A 17,229-nucleotide genomic window follows, 5' to 3' on the forward strand; every position below is an offset into this window, starting at 1 on the left:
GAAAGCGCGCAGGGCAAGTGTGATGAATCGGGCCGCGGATAACTGAATAGTTTCCGCGGCCTTACCGGTTCATGTTTGGCTCATGTCATGAAGGGGTGTAAAGAATGGAGAATAACGGCAAGCTTCAAAATCAGGATGGCTTTCGGTCCCAGTGGGGCTTTATCATGGCCGCTGTTGGTTCCTGCGTCGGTATGGCAAACGTATGGCGCTTCCCGATGCTGGTGTCCAAGTACGGGGGATTAACGTTCCTGATCCCTTATTTCATATTTGCATTTATCATCTGCCAGTCCGGTATGATGGAAGAATTTTCGTTTGGCCGCTGGGCGAAAAGCGGCCCGTCCGGCGCGTTCGGTAAGGCTATGGAAAACGGCGGCAAATCAAAATCGGTCGGCGAATGGCTGGGCGCAGTTCCGATTATCGGCGCTTTCTGCCTGGCTACCGGCTACGCGGTTATTATGGGCTGGGTGTTCTACTGGACCAAAATGGCGATCACTGGCGAGCTCACCGCGATGGGGCAGGATATGAGCGCTATCGGCGGCGCGTTCGGCGCAGTTGCTCCGGAAGCAGATAGCCTTGGCGAAGCGATCAAGATGACCTTCGCTACCGGCGGCGCAAATAACCTGTGGATCATCGTCGGCGTAATCGTTTCCCTGCTGATCATGGTCATGGGCGTTGCGGGCGGCATCGAAAAATCCTGTAAGATCATGATTCCGGCACTGTATGTGCTGTTTATCGCACTGGCAGTCCTGATGATCTTCACTCCGGGTACCTCGGAAGGCTACAAGTATATCTTTACGCTGAATCCGGAAGGGCTCAAGAGTCCGGAAGTATGGGTTTACGCATTTGGGCAGTGCTTCTTCTCGCTGTCCGTTGCAGGCTCCGGCTCGGTCGTATACGGCTCTTATCTGGGCGATAATGTCAAGATCCGCCAGTCCGCTATCATCTGCGCGATCATGGACACCTCCGCGGCGCTGCTGGCAATGTTCGTCATTATCCCCGCTATGGCTTCCGCTGGCGGCGATCTCGGCGACGGCGGCCCCGGTCTGATGTTCGTCTCCGTGCTGCCTGTATTTAACAGCATGGGCGGCGTCGCAAGACTGATCGTTATCTTCTTTTATGTGGCGATCCTGTTCGCAGGCGTTTCGTCGGTCATCAACCTGCTCGAGGTGCCGATCAACTTCCTGCAGGATCAGTTCAAACTGAAACGCTGGGTCCCGACGGTGATTGTACATGCGGTTTCCCTGGCTATCGCGTTGATGATCCAGCCCTGGACTTCTCAGTGGATGGATATGGTTTCGATCTACATCCTCCCGCTTGGTGCAGTGACCGCTGGCATCATGTTCTTCTGGATCATGAAGAAAGATACGGCGATCGCTGCAGCACAGCTTGGCTCGGAAAAACCGGTCATGAAGTGGTTTATCCCGTTTGGTAAATATGTGTTCGTCCCATTATGTGTCCTCTGCTTTGTTTTGGGCATTGCATGGGGCGGCATCGGCTGATCCCTCGTCGGTTATCCCCCCGATTTTCCCTTTCAAACAGCGGAGGCTCACAGCAAATCATGCTGTGAGCCTCTGCTGTATTATCCACCGGAGCATGGCATGTCCGATATGAAAAGGTATCGTATCTGCCCCGGCTTTTTCGGATAAGTACATGTCTGCAAAGAACAATAAAAGCACTACTTTTGCAGACGGGGGGGGGGAAAATCAGAATGAAACAATACCAATTAGCAGAAAAGCTGATCACGGGCTACATCCGCTATTTACGCGCGGAGGAGCGCGGTACCGGCACGTTCAAAAATACCTGCTGGACGCCGCCCGCGCCCAGGGCCGAGAACGTCTCTCCCTGCTCTTGGAAGCCATCTGCGCCACCGGCATCCGCGTTTCCGAAGCATGGTATATCACTGTCGAAGCCGCGCGGGAATCCCCCTCAAGGGGAAGATACGCACCACCCTGCTGCCTGCTAAACTGTGCCGCAAGCTGCTGCAATATGCCAGAAAGCAAAAAAAACCGTCTCCGGCAAGATTTTTCTCATGGGAAACGGCAAAAGCCTGTCGCGCAGGCAGATATGGGCGAATTTGTTTTTGTGCTGGAATACATTCTTTCCAAAAGCAGCTTTCGGAGGGATCATAAACAACAGCGGCCCCGATCTGCCAATCATGCCCTTTTTACCCGTTTCATTAACAGTCTCCTGTTCGGGTCGCTCTATTGCAGTTGCACGTCCGCTCATAGGCATTGAGAACGCCGATCGCCGTTCCTCCCGTTTTGTTTCATCCCTCGGCAAACCATGCTTTCATGGTATCCAAAACCCTGACAAGCGCTTCCTCCGTAATCACATAAGGTACCATCGCATACATATAATTCAGGAAAGGCCGGCTGAACACGCCCCGCTCAAAGGCAAACTGTTGGTATCCCGCAATCGTCTGGGGATCGTATACCTCAACACACACGCAGGCACCCATAATGCGGATCTCCTTGATCCGCGGATCGGAAAAGCCTCTCATTTCCCTGCGTGTGATCGCCTCTATCCTATGTATTTTGGACATATAATCCTGTTTTTCAAACAGCTCAATGGATTTCAGCGCTACACTGCAGGCCAAAGCATTCCCCATAAAGGTCGGCCCGTGCATCAAGGCATGGGCGGGATCGTCGTCATAAAAGCCTTCGTATACCCTGTGGCTTGTAACCGTGACGGCATGACCGATATATCCGCCGGTCAACGCTTTTCCAAGCACAAGGATATCCGGCAGGACCAGATCCGCAACAAAACGGTTTCCGGTACGGCCGAAGCCCGTAGCGACCTCATCAAAAATCAGGAGTACGCCATAGCGGTCGCAAAGCTCCCTGGCGCGCTTCAGGAAAGATATATCATACATCCGCATGCCGCCCGCCCCCTGCAGCAGTGGTTCGACAATAAAGCAGTTCAGGCGCTCATGGTACGCCGCAAAGGCTTTTTCCAGCGCTTTGATTTCCGTCGGGATATGGATGACCTTTTCTCTTTTCCCATAGGCCTTCAAAACAAAATGATAATCCTCGTCGTCGCCTACCTCCATGGCCTTGAACGTGTCCCCGTGATAGGCGTGTTCCAGTGCCAGCACCATGGTCCGCTGCGTTTCGTCCCGATTGACGTAATACTGCAGGGCGATCTTCAGCGCGACCTCCACAGCGACACTGCCGGAATCCGAAAAGAAGCAGCAGTCCAGATCGCCTGGGAGCCATTCCTGCATCTTGTCAGACAGCTTCTGCGCCGGTTCATGGGTCAGCCCTCCCAGCATGACGTGAGCAAATTTCCCCAACTGCTCCGTGATCGCCTGGTTAAGCTCCGGATGCTTATACCCATGGATAACGCTCCACCAGGAAGATACGGAGTCGATCAGCTTCCGGTTTTCTGTATAAAGGTAAACCCCTTCCGCATCTACAATCTGGTAAGGCGGCTTCATGGTTTTCATCTGTTGATATGGATACCAGATCATTTTATTCCCTTCCTGTTTTATTCATATAAGGATTCCAGCGTTTCCAGTGGGATATCCAAATCCGTGTCCCCGTTTTTTACGCAGGCCAGCACCTTTAACCCTGTCATGTATTCACACATCGATCGATTATCCTGATGCATCATACTCTCCGGATCGAAGTGGTTAAAAATGATCCCTTTGACCGGAAGCTGATGCGCCTTCATATATTCCGTGGTCAGCACCACGGCATTGATCGTACCCAGCCCCGCATCCGTCACTATCAGGCTGCTCAGCTTCCTCGCCTTGATGAAATCTTCCAACAGCAGTTCCTGTCCGTCGAAGCGGAGCGGGCAGACAATGCCGCCTGAACCCTCCGCCGTAACATATTCATGACGGCCGCACACTTTATCAAAATCATGGAGCACCCGCTTCAGCTCCACTGGATTGCCCTCCATGCGGGCCGCCAGATGCGGAGAAACCGCTGTTTCATAGAGATAGGGACACATCTCGCTTATCGGCTGCGCAATACCGGAAACCGCCTTTACATGCAGGGCGTCGCCCGCAAGCAGACTGCCGTCCGCCCTGCGGTCATTCCCGCTCATCGCCGCCTTGTAATAGGCGGCGTTCCTTTTATTTCCCCAAAGCTTTTTGATGATCAGACCCGTTACATAGGTCTTACCAACATCGGTTCCCGTGCCTGTAATAAATATTTTTTTACTCATTGCAAAGGCCCACCTCGTATCCCAGACCTTTCAGCAGCTCCATATCGGTTTGCGTGGTAATGCCGGCAGTTGTCAGCATATCGCCGGAAATCGCCGCGTTAGCGCCGGAGGTAAAGCAGCTCCTGCCCTTATCCGGCAGCTGCCCCCTGCCGCCTGCCAGCCGGATCGAAGCGTCCGGCAGAATAAAACGGTATACTGCAACGATCCGCCGCATATCCTCCACGGTCAATCGAGGGTTATTTTCCATCGGTGTACCGGGAATGGGGTTGAGCATATTGACCGGAACGCTTTTGATCTGCAGCCTGCGCAGCTCTATCGCCATGTCGATCCGGTCTTCAGCTCTTTCGCCAAGCCCCATGATCCCCCCGCTGCATACCGAAAGCCCTGCCGCCTGCGCCGCGTGGATCGCCTGCACCTTGTCGTCAAAGGTATGCGTCGTGCAAATATGCGGAAAATTCCTGCGGGAGGTTTCCAGATTGTTGTGTACTCTCGTTACGCCCGCCTCCTTCAGCTTGCGGAATTGCCTCTTGTCCAGCAGGCCAAAGGATACGCAGACCGAAATGCCAACCGTCCTTTTTATTTCTTGCACAACCCAGCACATCTGCTCCACCTCCCCATCAGACAGCCGTTTGCCCGATGTGACGATGGAATAACGGAGTACTCCCCGTTCCTGATTGCGCTTTGCCTGCGCAATGATCTCCTCTTCCGGCAGCAAAGGGTACTGTGCGGCGCCGGTATGGTTATGCGCGGACTGCGCGCAAAACCTGCAATTTTCCGAGCAGCGCCCGCTCTTCCCGTTGATAATCGTGCAGATATCAAACCGGTTGCCGCAAAAATGTCGCCGGATAGCATCCGCGCTTTTACACAGTTCGTCCAGTGGCTGCTGGTAAAGGCACATCGCTTCCACCTTTGTGATCGGTTCGCCGCTTAGAACTTTTTCCGTCAACTGCTGTAAAGCTTTCATCATCACATCACATCCGATTCATGATAGGGATCAGCCGTTTTCCCAGGATGGCGCCGAGAATGCACAGCACAATATCACCAGGCACGACCAGAATAAAACAGTACAGGAACAAGGGCCACAAACCGATTGGAGTGCCCAAATAGAAATTGCTTATCAGATAATAATATACCATTCCGAATAAGTACACGATTCCAAGCCCGATAAAGTTAGCGACAAGCAACCGCTTATATCCCGGATTGGCGGCTTTGTTTGCGATGCGTCCCGTGACATAGGATGCAATGGCAAACCCGATAATATAGCCAAAGCTCGGTTTCAGCACATAGGCCAAGCCGCCACCTTCCGCAAATACCGGCAGCCCCATAAGCCCAAGCACAATGTAGATGCAGACCGAAGCAGCGCCCCATTTTCCTCCCAGCAGCAGCCCTGCCAGCATGGTAAATAAAAGCTGCAGCGTAAACGGCACCACTGGAATGGGAATCCGAATAAACGCCCCTACAACGATCAGCGAGGTAAACAAACCGCAAAGAATCAAGTTTTTCGTTTTTGCCGTTCTCATTCTTTCTCTCCTATGGTACGCTTCCGATCTATCGCATATTTTCCGCAAGCGCCTTTTTCCCGTGGATGCATTTCCTGCCTTTTAATCGAGAATCAGTATAACATACCCACACTCCACCGTCAACCTATTTTATTTTTAGGTTTACAATAATTATTGTTTAGGCAACGTTTTCTAATTCGGTAGCCAGCCATCCGGTCAGGCCGGTCAGAAGCGCTCCCGCACCTCTTCATCAGCGGCGGTAAAATGCTCCTCCAAAAACGCCTGTACTGGCTGGATATCGGTCGACTAGTTGAGCAGAGCAATGATATCCGCTACAGGTTCCGGCTCCGCGGCGGTTTCGGATATATACTCGAGCAATACATGATTTTTTCCGTTTCCGCCGCAAAGACAGCGCCGTGTTGGACACTGCGGATAGAACGCATCAACATCCTCCAGCCGGTGCAGATGCGTATATGCCTTACACACACTCTCCGAGACGACGTCGAGCGCATCCTCTCGGTTTCTGGTATAGCTATAGGCCACGCAGTAAAACGAGTCTTTCCGCGCATCAATCAACTCCATGAATTATTCTTCGTCGACATTTGATTTCTTTTTCAGCAGCCTCATATCCTGTGTCCTCCTTTCATATAGTTAGACGCCGGTCAGGCACCGTTCGTTGAAGCGTTTTTCCCAACCCGCTCCGCGCGTCTTTCGTCAGGACGCACTCCCCGTCTTACGCACAGCGTTGTCCTGAAAGCGGAAATACTGCGGGTGATGGCGGGACCGGGTATATTCAAACATGACGCCATCGCCGTTATAGGTTTGGCTGATGACAACCGCAAGACCGTTGCAGTCCCCCAAATTCAGATACTCCTAGTCAAGTGGCGTCGCCTTTTCCACCGTTACCACCCGTTTGCTGTTGACGATCGAAACATGCAGCTCCTGTTCCAGATAACGGTAAATCGAGCCGGAAGCAACCTCCCGTGTCAAGTTTCATGCCACATCCTGCCGGAAGGAGCTGCGGTTCAGGATCAACGGCCGTCCGTTCAGATAGTGCAGACGCTGGATAGAATACAGCCTTGTCCCCTCCGAAAAGCCGGTCTTTTCCGCCAGCGCCGGATTGGTCGCCACCTCTGAAAAGCGCAGCACCCCGCTCGTTCCTTTCCAGTGATTGCGCGCGGCCGATTCGGCAAAGGTTTCGATCGTACCAAGGGTAAATGTGGCCTGCCGCGCGGGTTCAAAAATATTGCGCACACCTTTTCCCCGCATAGTCCGCACATAACCGGCCCGCGCCAACTCGCCGACCGCACGGCGCAGCGTGTTGCGCGGGCAGCCCAGCGATCAGCGTATGCTCGGATGGCAGCAGTTCCTGCGGCGGATACTGGCCGGATTCGATCTTCTCCTTATGGGGTTCAACCACATAAATGGTTTCGGAAAGCGCTTTCCGGCGATCCTAATTACGAGGATTATTATATCTGGCGCGAAGGCGGTCCCGACGGCACGCCGCCAAACAACTGGGAAAGCAAATTCGGTGGCAACGCTTGGAAGTATCTTCCGGAAAAGGGCAAATGGTACCTGCACCTGTTCGACCTCACGCAGGCTGACCTCAACAAGGGCTTCCGCTTTGATGCAGAACTGCTACCAATATGCGGGGGCGGATACCGGCGAGTTGAGCATAGTATTCTCGTTCCATCACCTCAAGAAGGTGGATTATGTAAGCAATGGTGGCTTGTGCCATTTGATTTTCAAAAGCTCAAGGATATCCTGTTTTCGTGGCAGACTGGCATGAGCGAGCACAACGCCTGGAACGCGGTTTTCTGGTGCAACCACGACCAGCCGCGCGTGGTATCCCGCTTTGGCGACAAGGGCGAATATTGGAAACTGTCGGCCAAGATGCTGGGTACGGTTATCCACTGTCTGCACGGCACGCCCTATATCTATCAGGGCGAGGAGACCGGCATGACCACCCTGGGCTTTTCCTCGCTCGACCAATACCGCGACGTGGAAAGCATCAACCATTTCCACATCCTGCGCGGCTGTGGACTGCATGAGGACAGCGCCTATGATATCCTCCGCGTACAATCGCGCAATAACAGCCGCACGCCTATGCAATGGGATGGCAGCAAAACTGGCGACTTCTCCGCCGCCGTGCCGTGGATCGAAATGAATCCCAACCATACGGCGATCAATGCTGCCAGCCAGATAGACGATCCCGATTCTGTGTTCGTCGCCCACTACCAGAAGCTGATCGCGCTCCGTAAGCAGTATGATGTGGCCGCCAACGGCGACTTTGCACCGCTTGACAGCGGGCATCCGTCTATACTCGCCTACACCCGCCGTACTGCCGGCGAAACGCTGGTCGTGGTCAACAACTTTTACCGCAGGGAAACCGAGTAAGACTGTCCGGTCGACCTGACCGGCTTCCGCTGCCTGCCTTTCAACTATGAAGACGCTGCGGTACAGAAGCATCTGCACCTGCAGCCATACGAGTCCCTGGTGTTCTACCGCGTGGAATAATCCACGCTGGACGACGCCGAACAGGGATTTCCGTGCGAAAAGGCCTGCGGTTTCTTTCCCTGTCAGCAAATATTTTCCTATAAAAAGGCTGCGGCAGACACGAAAAAAGTGGTCCGCCGCAGCCTTTTTACATAGTTTCCTCCGAAAGCAGATAGGCGGCGGTCATTTCCAGCATGCTCGATCCCTGATCGATACGAATATCCGGAATGGCGCGCCACAACCGGTCTACACGGGCTGTCCCCGCTCCGGTATCCGTATAAACAACCACCTGCTCCATCCCTACCTTTGTATTTTCAAACCGAAGATGAACGGCGTATCGCCGGTTATTGATCCTCACTGGCCGTGTGTATTGAAACCGGTCAAATTCGTTCGCATCCGTCCAGTGGTACAGCTCGCTCTCCGCCAGTTCGCGCACCGTGCCGTGCTCGCCCAAGCGGACCGCCGTACTGTTCAGCACCAGCCCTGCGCGGACCGAGGTAATCTGATTGGTGTCGGCAAGCGGCATCTCACCGGTGTCGAGCGCATACAGGACGACCGTTTCCCCTGTTATGAGTTGTACCTCCCGCGCAGCCGGCAGTTCTCTTCTCCCCGTTTCCGCGTTCTCCACCTGTTCCCTCTGCGCAAATATCGTTGCTTTCATGTATGGCGCCTCCCCATTTCTCACATTATTTGCCGCCTATGCGGGAGCTGCCCTGTCAGCATGGCTTCCCCGCCCTGAACCGCGGATTATCATTGTATCACCCTCCCTGCGCATTTCCTGTCCGATCGTGCTGGCGGGGAATATTGTTTGATGCGGCAAGGCAGCGCCGTATTGGCTGCAGGCTGGACGGGTATCGTCTGCGCCCTTCTCCCTATATCAAAAGCCCGCGAAACCGTTAACAGTTTCACGGGCTTTATGGCGCAAAGGCACTGTTATTTTTCTGTGCCGCTCCACACCCACCCTCTCACTTTGGGCATATCGACGCCGTACTGGGTAATATATCGCTTGTGCTCGATCAGGCGCTTCTCCATCTCCTTCCAAAGGTGCGTCCCCCCGATTACCCAACTGCGGCAGGCGCATCAGCACGTCCTGCACCAGATGGAACCGGTCGATATCATTCTGCACCCGCTGGTTCATCAACACCCTGGACGAGTGCTTTCAGCAGGACATGGACGGTGCGGTCTCCATCGAACAGCGGCTGGCCGCGATGCAAGCCTTTCATAGCGCTGGAGGCGCACCACCTGCTTTATCTCGCCTATTTTCCCGGGCATCACCGATATGCCGGCCATCATCCGGCGGGTCAAGGGGCAGTGCAACCTGATCTGGCTAGAAAACCTCAACCTGCGGGGCGACTACAAGACGATAATATTGGATTATATCCGTGAAAAACACCCTCACCTGCTGCCGCTGTATCAGGAAATTTATGTACAGGGAAACCGCGGCTATTGGCGCATGCTGGACCAAGAACTCAAAGCCGACGCCGCCTCGCTCGGGCTGGACTATATGACCAACGACGACAGCATGCAGTGGCCGTTCGACGCGCCGCCGGTCGTCGTCAACCATTTCTATCACGAGCAGATCAAGCGCTCTGCCAGAAAGGACGGGAGCCGCCATGCCGAAACTGTTGGAGGTTAAAACCATCAAGCGGGTCATAGCGCCCCAGATACAAGAGCTGACGATCGAGCGCGTCCAGATACGACGGCAGGTGGTGGTCGCACCCCCCGCCACGGAGGTATTCTGCCGGAAACTGGCCGGACAGACGGTATCCGGTTTGGAGCGCTGGGAAAAATTCCTGCGTTTCCGGCTGACGCTCGGCGGCTGCGCAATTCTTCACCTGCGGCTGACCGGCTGCCTGTTGCCCCCTGCCGAAATGCCGGAAGAGAAGCACACCCACCTGATCCTAGCGTTCAGCAGCGGCAGGGAGCCACACTTTTCGGATACGCGTCGGTTCGGACGTTTCTGGCTGCTCCAAGACGGGGAAGCCGATACTTACAGCGGCATCGCAAAGCTGGGCAAGGAGCCGTTCGACGCGGACGTTTTCGCAAACTACCTGCGCGCCCTCCTGGGAAGGCGGAAAAGACCGTCAGGGAATGCCTGATGAACCAGGCATTCATCGCCGGCATCGTCAATATCTATGCGGACGAGATCCTATTCGCGGCGCGCATCGCACCCGTGCGCGCTGCAAGCAGCCTGACCGGCGGGGAGTGGGCGCGGCTGTCGACCGCCATCCAGGAAGGGCTCGCCTACTTTATCGAAAAAAAACGCGACCACGCCCGAGGAATACATGAAACCAAGGGGCAGGCCTAACGCAACACACCGTTTTTGCAGGTCTACAGGCATTAGGGCTAGCCTTGCCCCATCTGCGGGACGCCGCTGCGCCGCGTCGTACTCGGCGGGCGAAGTGTCCAGCCTGTCAACATTAGCACAATGGAGGAACAGCAAGATGGATACGATCGATTCTCTTTTTCAGCAAATTGTTAGGGATAACGCCGAGAGGCCCGCGGTCATTGAGTTCAACCGCACCCTGACTTCTAGGGAACTGTCCGAGCTGGTGGGCCGGATCGTAGGCACGTTCCCTGCATATGACCCTCGGGCAATTCTGGGAAAGCAGAATTGCCCGAGGGCTGTCCTGTGTCCCCGCTCCGCCTTATCTGATTACAGCCTTCCGTACCTGGCAACGCTTTGCCGCTCACGCATTTAAGCGGGAGACTAAATAAAATGATATATTAATGCAAAAAGCACTCCGCTTGGAGTGCTTTTTCATAACTGGTGGGAGGTGGTGGATTCGAACCACCGAAGTCATAGACGACAGATTTACAGTCTGTTCCCTTTGGCCACTCGGGAAACCTCCCATATTCGATTGCATGCCGCCTTAAAAGGGTGGAGCTGGTGGACGGACTTGAACCCCCGACCTGCTGATTACAAATCAGCTGCTCTACCAACTGAGCTACACCAGCGTTTTCGCAGGTTTTGTCTGTCTTAGCGACGTTATTTATATTATCACAATCCACCGCCACCTGTCAACAGTTTTTTTCAATTTTCTTATTTTATACTCACATTTTTTCCAAGCGCTTCAATTGAATCCGATACCTGCTGCAAAATCGTCAAGAAAGCCCCTGCCTGCTCCGGATAGCGTTTGCTGATCTCGTTGGGCGACATCGGAAAACGATGCAGTTCCTCTGCCGAAAGGCCGAAGCCCGCCGCCCCCTGCGCTGCTGTGCGGATGCGCAACTCATGCTGCTTCAGGCGCGCATCGCACAGGTACTCAAACTGCTCCCGCGACGCGCGGAACACAGCCTCTACGCCCGCCGGATCGGCCATATAGATATATCGGTATGCCTTATAAACGGCAATCGACAGGTACGCTTCCACTTCGCGCGGGAGCTGCACGCTTCCGGTCTGGCCGGCCAAGTCAAGCAGCAGCGCCGCCGCTTCCACAACACGGTTCTTTTCCTGTTCAGCATCCTCCCTGCCATCCATCCTGCCAGCAGGCACGGCCGAACCGTCTCTTGCCATCGAGCGCCCCAACAGGTAATCACAGGATACGCCATAGTAATCCGCCGCGCGTACCACAAAAGACAGCCCCGGTTCGCGCAGGCCATTTTCATAATGGCTGAGCAATGCCTGCGATACCCCCAAGTCGGCGGCAGCAGTACGCTGGCTTATTTTCTTTTCCCGCCGCAAAAGCGCGAGCGTGCGAGAGAAATCACTGGCCATATCTCTGTTACCCCATCATAAAACTATTGTTATTATACTCGCTGTATTAGCGTTTGTAAAGCACCGAAAAAACCTTTTTCGTCCTTTTCAGCTTTCATTTCGTCCTGTTTTTATCATTTTCACGTTATTTTGTTGCACTATCGTGCCGTGATAACTACATCTTGTATGCCGTTGTTTTTCCATTTCCTTAACAATTCTTTTTTATTTTCGTAATGGAATCCACCGCCGCTTTGCTTGACTGCATCCCTCGCGGTCTATTATAATAAAAGTAATTCAACAATTCTTCCATGGTGCGGCTGCCTGCGCATTGCCGCACCATGTCCATGCAAAGGAGCCTTGCTTATGAAAACTGAAATCGAAAGAATCCTGAAACTACGTCAGGAAGCAAACGGCCTGAACAAGCTGATGCATATGCGCGTCATCACCCTCGATGAGGACGGCGGCGCGACGGTGGAGCTTGACCTGACCGACGAGCTGCTCAATCCGCTCGGCATGGCGCACGGCGGCACGATTTTCACGCTCTGCGACATCGCCGCAGGCTCAGCCGCCGCTTCGCACGGTATCGTCGCCGTTACGCTGGACAGCAATATCCATTATTACCGGCCTGGGCATGCGGGTACGACGCTTACCGCGGTCGCCTATGAGCGTAAGCGCGGCAGCAAGACGGCCGTCTATATGGTAGAGGTGCATGACGAAGCGCGGCGCCATATCGCGGACGCCGTTTTCACCATGTTCTATACTGGGGAAACGCTGGGAGACAAGACAAGTTGAACGGTCTTTCCCCCGCGCTTGTTCCTCCGCTGCTCGGCTGGTATGACCAAGGACACCGCGACCTGCCGTGGCGCACGTTGCCCACGCCTTACCGTGTATGGATCAGCGAAATCATGCTTCAGCAGACGCGCGTTGAGGCTGTGCGTAGATACTTCGACGGCTGGATGGATGCGCTGCCGGACATCCGCGCGCTGGCGGAAGCGGAGGAGTCCGTTTACATGAAGCTGTGGGAAGGGCTCGGCTACTACAGTCGGGTGCGCAACCTGCACCGCGCCGCTGTCGTACTCTGCCAGGAATACGGCGGCCAGCTTCCCGCGGATTATGACAAGCTGCTTTCGCTTCCCGGCATCGGCGAATACACGGCCGGCGCGATCGCGTCGATCGCCTATGGGATTCCCGTTCCCGCGGTGGATGGAAACGTGCTGCGCGTTGCCGCGCGGCTGGATAACGATTTCACACCGATCACGGATGCCAGGTATAAAAAGCAGACGCGCGAACGCTTTGCCGCATGGATGCCCGCGGATCGGCCGGGCGATCTCAATCAGGCGCTGATGGAGCTTGGCGCAACCATATGCCTGCCCAACGGCGCGCCGCGCTGCGGGGACTGTCCGCTGCAGCACTTGTGCTTGGGCTATCACCACAAAAATGCGTCCTCCCTGCCGCTACGTGCCGCTAAAAAGGCGCGGCGCATCGAAAACCGCACCGTACTGCTCGTGCGCTGCGGCACGCTCGTCGGCCTGCGGCAGCGCCCCTCCGCCGGCCTGCTTGCCGGCCTGTGGGAGCTTCCCTCGCTCGACGGGCATCTTTCGCCCGAGGAAACGCGGAGCGCGCTTGCCGGACTCGGCTGGCAGCTCCGCCGGATGCTTTCCCTCCGTCCTGCCAGGCATATTTTCACCCATGTGGAGTGGCATATGAACGGCTATTACATCGAGCTGGATAACCAGCCGGAACCGCTTACCTTTGTCAGCCCTCCAGCGCTGCGCGCCACATACGCGCTGCCCAGCGCATTTCGCGCCTTTCTCAACGTGATCGAGGAGGAACTATGAAAACCCAGACCGTTGTCCACAATTTCCCGCCGCTATATGACAGTGAATCCCGCGTGCTGTTGCTCGGCTCAATTCCCAGCCCCAAATCACGCGAGCTCCGTTTCTTTTACGGCCATCCGCAAAACCGCTTTTGGCGCGTGCTTTCCGCCGTATTAGGCGAGCAGCCTCCGCAGACCATCGAAGAAAAACGCGCCATGTGCCTGCGCCACCATATCGCGCTGTGGGATACTATCGCCCGATGCGATATCGCCGGCGCGTCAGATACCAGCATCAAAAACGCCGTGCCGAACGACATCGGCCGCCTGCTGCGGGAAAGCAAAATAGAGCGTATTTTCGCCACCGGCGGCAAATCTGCAGAGCTGTACCGCAAGCTTATCGAACCGCAGACCCATGTGCCGATCACACAGCTCCCCTCCACCAGTCCGGCCAACGCCGCGTGGTCGTTGGAGCGCCTGATTGAAGCATACCGCGTCATTTTATAGAAAGAGGGCGTATTGCAAACGAAAAAGGATCTGTTCTCAGCAAAAGCGCTGAAAAAACTCATCTGGCCGCTGATATTGGAGCAAATCCTGTCCATCACCATCGGCCTGGCCGACACCATTATGGTATCCTCGGTTGGGGAGGCCGCTGTTTCCGGCGTTTCCCTGGTCGATATGCTCAACGTGCTGATTATCAATATCTTTGCCGCCCTGGCAACAGGCGGCGCGGTCGTGGTGGCGCAGCTGCTCGGCTCCAAGGAGCGCGAACGCGCATGCGACGCGGCCAAGCAGCTTTATTTCGTCGTCACGCTGATCTCGATCGGCATCGCCACGATCGTCATGCTCCTGCGCGAGCCGCTGCTCCGCCTGCTGTTCGGCTCGATCGAACCGGACGTTATGCAAAGCGCGCTGACCTATCTGACCATCAGCATATTCTCCTATCCGGTCCTAGCGATCTATAATGCCGGCGCGGCGCTGTTCCGCGCGCAGGGCAATTCCAATGTTTCCATGATGATCGCGGGGCTGATTAATATTGTCAATATAGTTGGCAACGCAACAATGATCTACGGCTTTCACACAGGCGTCGCGGGCGCGGCGCTCGCCTCGATGTTCGCGCGCATTGTCGCAGCGGTAGTTATTACCATCCTGCTGTTCAATCCCGCGCACACCGTGTCCCTGCGGCGCGGCACGGCATTCCGGCCGGATAACCGGCTGATCCGCCGCATCCTGCAGATCGGCGTCCCTAACGGCCTGGAAAACAGCCTGTTCCAGTTGGGGCGCGTGCTGGTTGTCAGCATTATTGCACTGTTCGGAACAACGCAGATCGCCGCAAACGCGGTCGCAAACAATCTGGATTCGATCGGAATCATCCCCGGCCAAGCGATCAATCTCGCCATGATCACGGTCGTCGGCCAATGCATCGGCGCTGGGGACGCGGAGCAGGCACGCCGCATGGCGAAAAAGCTGGTCAAGATCACATATCTTATTTTGGGCAGCACCTGCCTGCTGTGCATGCTGTTCAGCCCGCTCGTCCTGCGGATCTACAGCCTCTCTCCCGAAGCGCTTTCCCTCGCGCGCATCCTGGTGCTCATCCATAACGGCTCCGCTATCCTGTTCTGGCCGATCTCCTTTACCCTGACCAATGCGCTGCGCGCGGCCAACGATGTGCGCTATCCCATGTTCTGCGCGATCGCCTCCATGATGTTGCTGCGTCTGGGCGGCGGCTACATCCTTGCCGTGCAGTTCGGCCTCGGCGCGATCGGCATCTGGATCGCCATGGTCGCGGACTGGATCTGCCGCGCAATCTGCTTTACAACGCGTTTCCACGGCACCAAATGGCTGACCTTTGCCCCCGGCCTTCGGCAGGCGGCGCAGAACGGCAGCCTATAAACAGAAAAACACCCCGAACCCTTTCCGGTTCGGGGTGTGCTTTTTATCTTGTCGTATCCGCTTTGACCGCACACGCATCGCCTGCAGTACCCGGCAGCGCCATGTAAATCTTCAGGACCATTTTCATGCCGAAGTAAAGCAACACGACCTCCAGCGGCAGCACCAGCAGGTTTTTGGGGATACGGAGCGCGAGCAGGACATTCATCGCTTCGCCGCCTGTCATGGAAAGCCAGAGGGAGTTCAGGCCGATATTACAGAACAGGTTGATGCACACCTTGGCTCCGATTGCGCGGCCGACTGTCAGCCGGCGGGGATACAGCCACACCCCCCAGAATAAGCCGCCCATGATCGCGGTAACGGTAAAGCCCGGGAAATATGCGCCCATCGTCAGGTTACCGGCAAAATAACCCAACACATCGGTACCTATGCCCGCCATCATAGCGACCGCCGGTCCGAACAGCATGCCGATCGCCGCGTTGCACAGGAAGCCAAAACCGATGCGCAGGTTCGGCGGCAGCTTGATGGTCAGTCCGAGCAGATCCAGTGTGATGTTGACCGCGATCAACAGCGCGGTAAGCGCCAGGCAGCGCGTACTTTTCAGCTCTCGGAGAGACTGGACGAAAATATTCTGTTTTTTTTGCATAGAAAAAGACACCTCCTGTAAAAAATTCATCTGTTGCCACAGCGATTTAGGAGATGCCTAAACAGTTGCAGCAGCGGGATGCGGCCACAATACCGCAGGGGGATTTTCGTCCCTTTCGTCCGCTGAACAACTCCCCGTCTCAGCGGCACTTAACGCATTGTGACCTACTCTGCTTTTTCCTGTTCTATTGTATCACGCTTTTACGTCTTGTCAATACCAAGTGTCCGCCGGATCGTGCGGCAGACCCCGTCGTCATCGTTAGAGGGGCAGATATGCTTTGCCGCAGACCGAAGGGCTTCGTGTCCGTTCGCCATGGCGTAGGACTCTCCGACCGCCTGCAGCAGTTCCAGGTCATTTAGGTAGTCTCCGAACGCCATGCACTCGTCCGGCGCGATGCCCAAGCGGCCGCAGATTATCCGGACCGCAAGTCCCTTGTTCATTCCCGGGCGCATCAGGTCAATCCAATCCTCGCCGGAAAGCGCGACTTGGCTGGTCTGCGCAAACGGCCGGAACGCCGGCATCAGCACCCGCTCCGCGCTGCGCGAGCAGAACAGCGCTACCTTGCACACAGGCTGGCTGCGCGCGACCGCAAGCAGGTCGTCCGTATAGTGCCGGCGCGCATAGTAATACGACATGTTTTCCAGAAACACGGTATCTGTCCGATTCTCATAATAGCCTCCCTCCCGACAGGCCAGGATCGCGTGGGTTTTGGGAATCGATCGGGCCGCCACCACCGCTCGGACGACCTCGTCCGGCGGCATGGCCTCGAACGAGAGGAGCTCCGCCCCGTCGCAGACCATCGCGCCGTTTTCACTGATATACAGCAGTTCGTCCGCAATCGGCGCGAACAGCTCGCGCAGGTTGTAATACTGCCGTCCCGACGCTGGAGCAAACCGGATGCCGCGCCCGCGTAGCTCCCCAATCAGGGGGAACAGGTCGGGCGAAAGCTTCCGCTCGCTTGTCAGCAACGTTCCGTCCAGGTCTGCGGCAATCAGCTTGATGGACATGACAGGTCTCC

Annotated in this window: 20 protein-coding genes, 2 tRNA genes and 1 riboswitch; of the genes, 9 read left to right on the forward strand and 13 right to left on the reverse strand. The window is 55.6% G+C overall.

The features are described 5' to 3' along the window. Window positions 1-104: 104 nt before the first annotated feature. Window positions 105-1,499: a sodium-dependent transporter gene (locus DBQ51_RS01660; protein WP_107630583.1), complete on the forward strand. Its 1,395-nt coding sequence runs from the start codon at window positions 105-107 to the stop codon at window positions 1,497-1,499. Between the two features lie 460 nt (window positions 1,500-1,959). Here the strand turns inward: DBQ51_RS01660 and DBQ51_RS16385 are convergent, their stop codons facing one another. The 7 genes from DBQ51_RS16385 to DBQ51_RS17400 all read right to left on the reverse strand — a co-directional run bounded on the left by DBQ51_RS16385 (window position 1,960) and on the right by DBQ51_RS17400 (window position 6,923). After that, window positions 1,960-2,226, reverse strand: a complete 267-nt coding sequence (locus DBQ51_RS16385; RefSeq protein WP_159068026.1) for a hypothetical protein — start codon at window positions 2,224-2,226, stop codon at window positions 1,960-1,962. A gap of 40 nt (window positions 2,227-2,266) precedes the next feature. Continuing rightward, window positions 2,267-3,469, reverse strand: a complete 1,203-nt coding sequence (gene bioA / locus DBQ51_RS01670) for an adenosylmethionine--8-amino-7-oxononanoate transaminase (RefSeq protein WP_107630584.1) — start codon at window positions 3,467-3,469, stop codon at window positions 2,267-2,269. A 17-nt stretch (window positions 3,470-3,486) separates the two neighbouring features. Next, entirely contained in the window at window positions 3,487-4,170 is a 684-nt protein-coding gene (gene bioD, locus DBQ51_RS01675; RefSeq protein ID WP_054328427.1) for a dethiobiotin synthase, read from the reverse strand. Next, entirely contained in the window at window positions 4,163-5,134 is a 972-nt protein-coding gene (bioB, locus tag DBQ51_RS01680) for a biotin synthase BioB (protein WP_054328434.1), read from the reverse strand. The genes bioD and bioB overlap by 8 nt, the downstream gene beginning before the upstream one ends. Window positions 5,135-5,141: 7 nt before the next feature. Next, a complete protein-coding gene (locus tag DBQ51_RS01685) occupies window positions 5,142-5,690 on the reverse strand; it encodes a biotin transporter BioY (protein ID WP_107630585.1) in 549 nt (182 codons plus the stop codon). 285 nt (window positions 5,691-5,975) lie between these two features. After that, on the reverse strand, window positions 5,976-6,251 hold the full coding sequence (locus tag DBQ51_RS01690; protein WP_107630586.1) for a hypothetical protein: 276 nt from the start codon (window positions 6,249-6,251) through the stop codon (window positions 5,976-5,978). A gap of 411 nt (window positions 6,252-6,662) precedes the next feature. Continuing rightward, a complete protein-coding gene (locus DBQ51_RS17400) occupies window positions 6,663-6,923 on the reverse strand; it encodes a UTRA domain-containing protein (protein WP_307718884.1) in 261 nt (86 codons plus the stop codon). Between the two features lie 102 nt (window positions 6,924-7,025). Between DBQ51_RS17400 and DBQ51_RS17405 the strand changes: the two genes are divergently transcribed. Continuing rightward, window positions 7,026-8,066, forward strand: coding sequence for an alpha-amylase family glycosyl hydrolase (locus DBQ51_RS17405; protein ID WP_107630587.1), 1,041 nt, complete (start codon window positions 7,026-7,028; stop codon window positions 8,064-8,066). 247 nt (window positions 8,067-8,313) lie between these two features. On the opposite strand, the gene DBQ51_RS01705 is transcribed toward DBQ51_RS17405, so the two are convergent. Further along, window positions 8,314-8,826: a hypothetical protein gene (locus DBQ51_RS01705; protein WP_054328431.1), complete on the reverse strand. Its 513-nt coding sequence runs from the start codon at window positions 8,824-8,826 to the stop codon at window positions 8,314-8,316. A 618-nt stretch (window positions 8,827-9,444) separates the two neighbouring features. Here DBQ51_RS01705 and DBQ51_RS01710 point away from each other — a divergent pair. The 3 genes from DBQ51_RS01710 to DBQ51_RS01720 are packed head-to-tail and all read left to right on the forward strand — an operon-like array spanning window position 9,445 to window position 10,473. After that, the gene (locus tag DBQ51_RS01710; RefSeq protein WP_107630588.1) at window positions 9,445-9,801 is read left to right on the forward strand and encodes a hypothetical protein; all 357 of its coding nucleotides are present in this window, start codon (window positions 9,445-9,447) and stop codon (window positions 9,799-9,801) included. Next, window positions 9,779-10,264, forward strand: coding sequence for a DNA-formamidopyrimidine glycosylase family protein (locus DBQ51_RS01715; protein WP_107630589.1), 486 nt, complete (start codon window positions 9,779-9,781; stop codon window positions 10,262-10,264). Before DBQ51_RS01710 ends, DBQ51_RS01715 begins: the two co-directional genes overlap by 23 nt. After that, a complete protein-coding gene (locus DBQ51_RS01720) occupies window positions 10,264-10,473 on the forward strand; it encodes an Fpg/Nei family DNA glycosylase (protein WP_107630590.1) in 210 nt (69 codons plus the stop codon). Before DBQ51_RS01715 ends, DBQ51_RS01720 begins: the two co-directional genes overlap by 1 nt. 460 nt (window positions 10,474-10,933) lie before the next feature. Here DBQ51_RS01720 and DBQ51_RS01730 read toward each other — a convergent pair. The 3 genes from DBQ51_RS01730 to DBQ51_RS01740 form a co-directional block, all read right to left on the reverse strand. After that, window positions 10,934-11,018 (reverse strand) — tRNA-Tyr (locus DBQ51_RS01730). A 29-nt stretch (window positions 11,019-11,047) separates the two neighbouring features. Further along, a tRNA-Thr gene (locus DBQ51_RS01735) sits at window positions 11,048-11,123 on the reverse strand. Window positions 11,124-11,208: 85 nt separating this feature from the next. After that, window positions 11,209-11,883, reverse strand: a complete 675-nt coding sequence (locus DBQ51_RS01740) for a helix-turn-helix domain-containing protein (protein WP_107630591.1) — start codon at window positions 11,881-11,883, stop codon at window positions 11,209-11,211. A gap of 342 nt (window positions 11,884-12,225) precedes the next feature. Here DBQ51_RS01740 and DBQ51_RS01745 point away from each other — a divergent pair, with 342 nt between their 5' ends. Genes DBQ51_RS01745 through DBQ51_RS01760 form a run of 4 tightly spaced genes read left to right on the forward strand, consistent with a single transcriptional unit; the run spans window position 12,226 to window position 15,568 of the window. After that, window positions 12,226-12,654 (forward strand): PaaI family thioesterase, encoded by a 429-nt coding sequence (locus DBQ51_RS01745; RefSeq protein ID WP_054326277.1) that lies wholly within the window; start codon window positions 12,226-12,228, stop codon window positions 12,652-12,654. Continuing rightward, window positions 12,651-13,700 (forward strand): A/G-specific adenine glycosylase, encoded by a 1,050-nt coding sequence (locus DBQ51_RS01750; RefSeq protein ID WP_107630592.1) that lies wholly within the window; start codon window positions 12,651-12,653, stop codon window positions 13,698-13,700. The genes DBQ51_RS01745 and DBQ51_RS01750 overlap by 4 nt, the downstream gene beginning before the upstream one ends. After that, window positions 13,697-14,182: a DNA-deoxyinosine glycosylase gene (locus DBQ51_RS01755; protein WP_054326275.1), complete on the forward strand. Its 486-nt coding sequence runs from the start codon at window positions 13,697-13,699 to the stop codon at window positions 14,180-14,182. Before DBQ51_RS01750 ends, DBQ51_RS01755 begins: the two co-directional genes overlap by 4 nt. A gap of 12 nt (window positions 14,183-14,194) precedes the next feature. Beyond that, window positions 14,195-15,568, forward strand: a complete 1,374-nt coding sequence (locus DBQ51_RS01760) for an MATE family efflux transporter (protein ID WP_242977802.1) — start codon at window positions 14,195-14,197, stop codon at window positions 15,566-15,568. A 43-nt stretch (window positions 15,569-15,611) separates the two neighbouring features. On the opposite strand, the gene DBQ51_RS01765 is transcribed toward DBQ51_RS01760, so the two are convergent. Both DBQ51_RS01765 and DBQ51_RS01770 read right to left on the reverse strand, forming a co-directional pair. Then, entirely contained in the window at window positions 15,612-16,211 is a 600-nt protein-coding gene (locus DBQ51_RS01765) for a folate family ECF transporter S component (protein WP_159068027.1), read from the reverse strand. 69 nt (window positions 16,212-16,280) lie between these two features. Then, a riboswitch (THF riboswitch) is annotated at window positions 16,281-16,385 on the reverse strand. A 26-nt stretch (window positions 16,386-16,411) separates the two neighbouring features. Further along, a complete protein-coding gene (locus DBQ51_RS01770; RefSeq protein ID WP_054326273.1) occupies window positions 16,412-17,218 on the reverse strand; it encodes a Cof-type HAD-IIB family hydrolase in 807 nt (268 codons plus the stop codon). Window positions 17,219-17,229: the final 11 nt, after the last annotated feature.

Source organism: Agathobaculum massiliense, from assembly GCF_900291975.1.
GTDB classification, from domain to species: Bacteria; Bacillota; Clostridia; order Oscillospirales; family Butyricicoccaceae; genus Agathobaculum; species Agathobaculum ammoniilyticum.

Excerpts from the sequence above, each read along its gene's own strand:
- DBQ51_RS01660 (WP_107630583.1), top strand. The coding sequence starts at position 105 with ATGGAGAATAACGGCAAGCTTCAAAATCAGGATGGCTTTCGGTCCCAG.
- DBQ51_RS16385 (WP_159068026.1), bottom strand. The coding sequence starts at position 2,226 with ATGAGCGGACGTGCAACTGCAATAGAGCGACCCGAACAGGAGACTGTT.
- bioA (WP_107630584.1), bottom strand. The coding sequence starts at position 3,469 with ATGATCTGGTATCCATATCAACAGATGAAAACCATGAAGCCGCCTTAC.
- bioD (WP_054328427.1), bottom strand. The coding sequence starts at position 4,170 with ATGAGTAAAAAAATATTTATTACAGGCACGGGAACCGATGTTGGTAAG.
- bioB (WP_054328434.1), bottom strand. The coding sequence starts at position 5,134 with ATGAAAGCTTTACAGCAGTTGACGGAAAAAGTTCTAAGCGGCGAACCG.
- DBQ51_RS01685 (WP_107630585.1), bottom strand. The coding sequence starts at position 5,690 with ATGAGAACGGCAAAAACGAAAAACTTGATTCTTTGCGGTTTGTTTACC.
- DBQ51_RS01690 (WP_107630586.1), bottom strand. The coding sequence starts at position 6,251 with ATGGAGTTGATTGATGCGCGGAAAGACTCGTTTTACTGCGTGGCCTAT.
- DBQ51_RS17405 (WP_107630587.1), top strand. The coding sequence starts at position 7,026 with ATGGCAGCAGTTCCTGCGGCGGATACTGGCCGGATTCGATCTTCTCCT.
- DBQ51_RS01705 (WP_054328431.1), bottom strand. The coding sequence starts at position 8,826 with ATGAAAGCAACGATATTTGCGCAGAGGGAACAGGTGGAGAACGCGGAA.
- DBQ51_RS01710 (WP_107630588.1), top strand. The coding sequence starts at position 9,445 with ATGCCGGCCATCATCCGGCGGGTCAAGGGGCAGTGCAACCTGATCTGG.
- DBQ51_RS01715 (WP_107630589.1), top strand. The coding sequence starts at position 9,779 with ATGCCGAAACTGTTGGAGGTTAAAACCATCAAGCGGGTCATAGCGCCC.
- DBQ51_RS01720 (WP_107630590.1), top strand. The coding sequence starts at position 10,264 with ATGAACCAGGCATTCATCGCCGGCATCGTCAATATCTATGCGGACGAG.
- DBQ51_RS01740 (WP_107630591.1), bottom strand. The coding sequence starts at position 11,883 with ATGGCCAGTGATTTCTCTCGCACGCTCGCGCTTTTGCGGCGGGAAAAG.
- DBQ51_RS01745 (WP_054326277.1), top strand. The coding sequence starts at position 12,226 with ATGAAAACTGAAATCGAAAGAATCCTGAAACTACGTCAGGAAGCAAAC.
- DBQ51_RS01755 (WP_054326275.1), top strand. The coding sequence starts at position 13,697 with ATGAAAACCCAGACCGTTGTCCACAATTTCCCGCCGCTATATGACAGT.
- DBQ51_RS01765 (WP_159068027.1), bottom strand. The coding sequence starts at position 16,211 with ATGCAAAAAAAACAGAATATTTTCGTCCAGTCTCTCCGAGAGCTGAAA.
- DBQ51_RS01770 (WP_054326273.1), bottom strand. The coding sequence starts at position 17,218 with ATGTCCATCAAGCTGATTGCCGCAGACCTGGACGGAACGTTGCTGACA.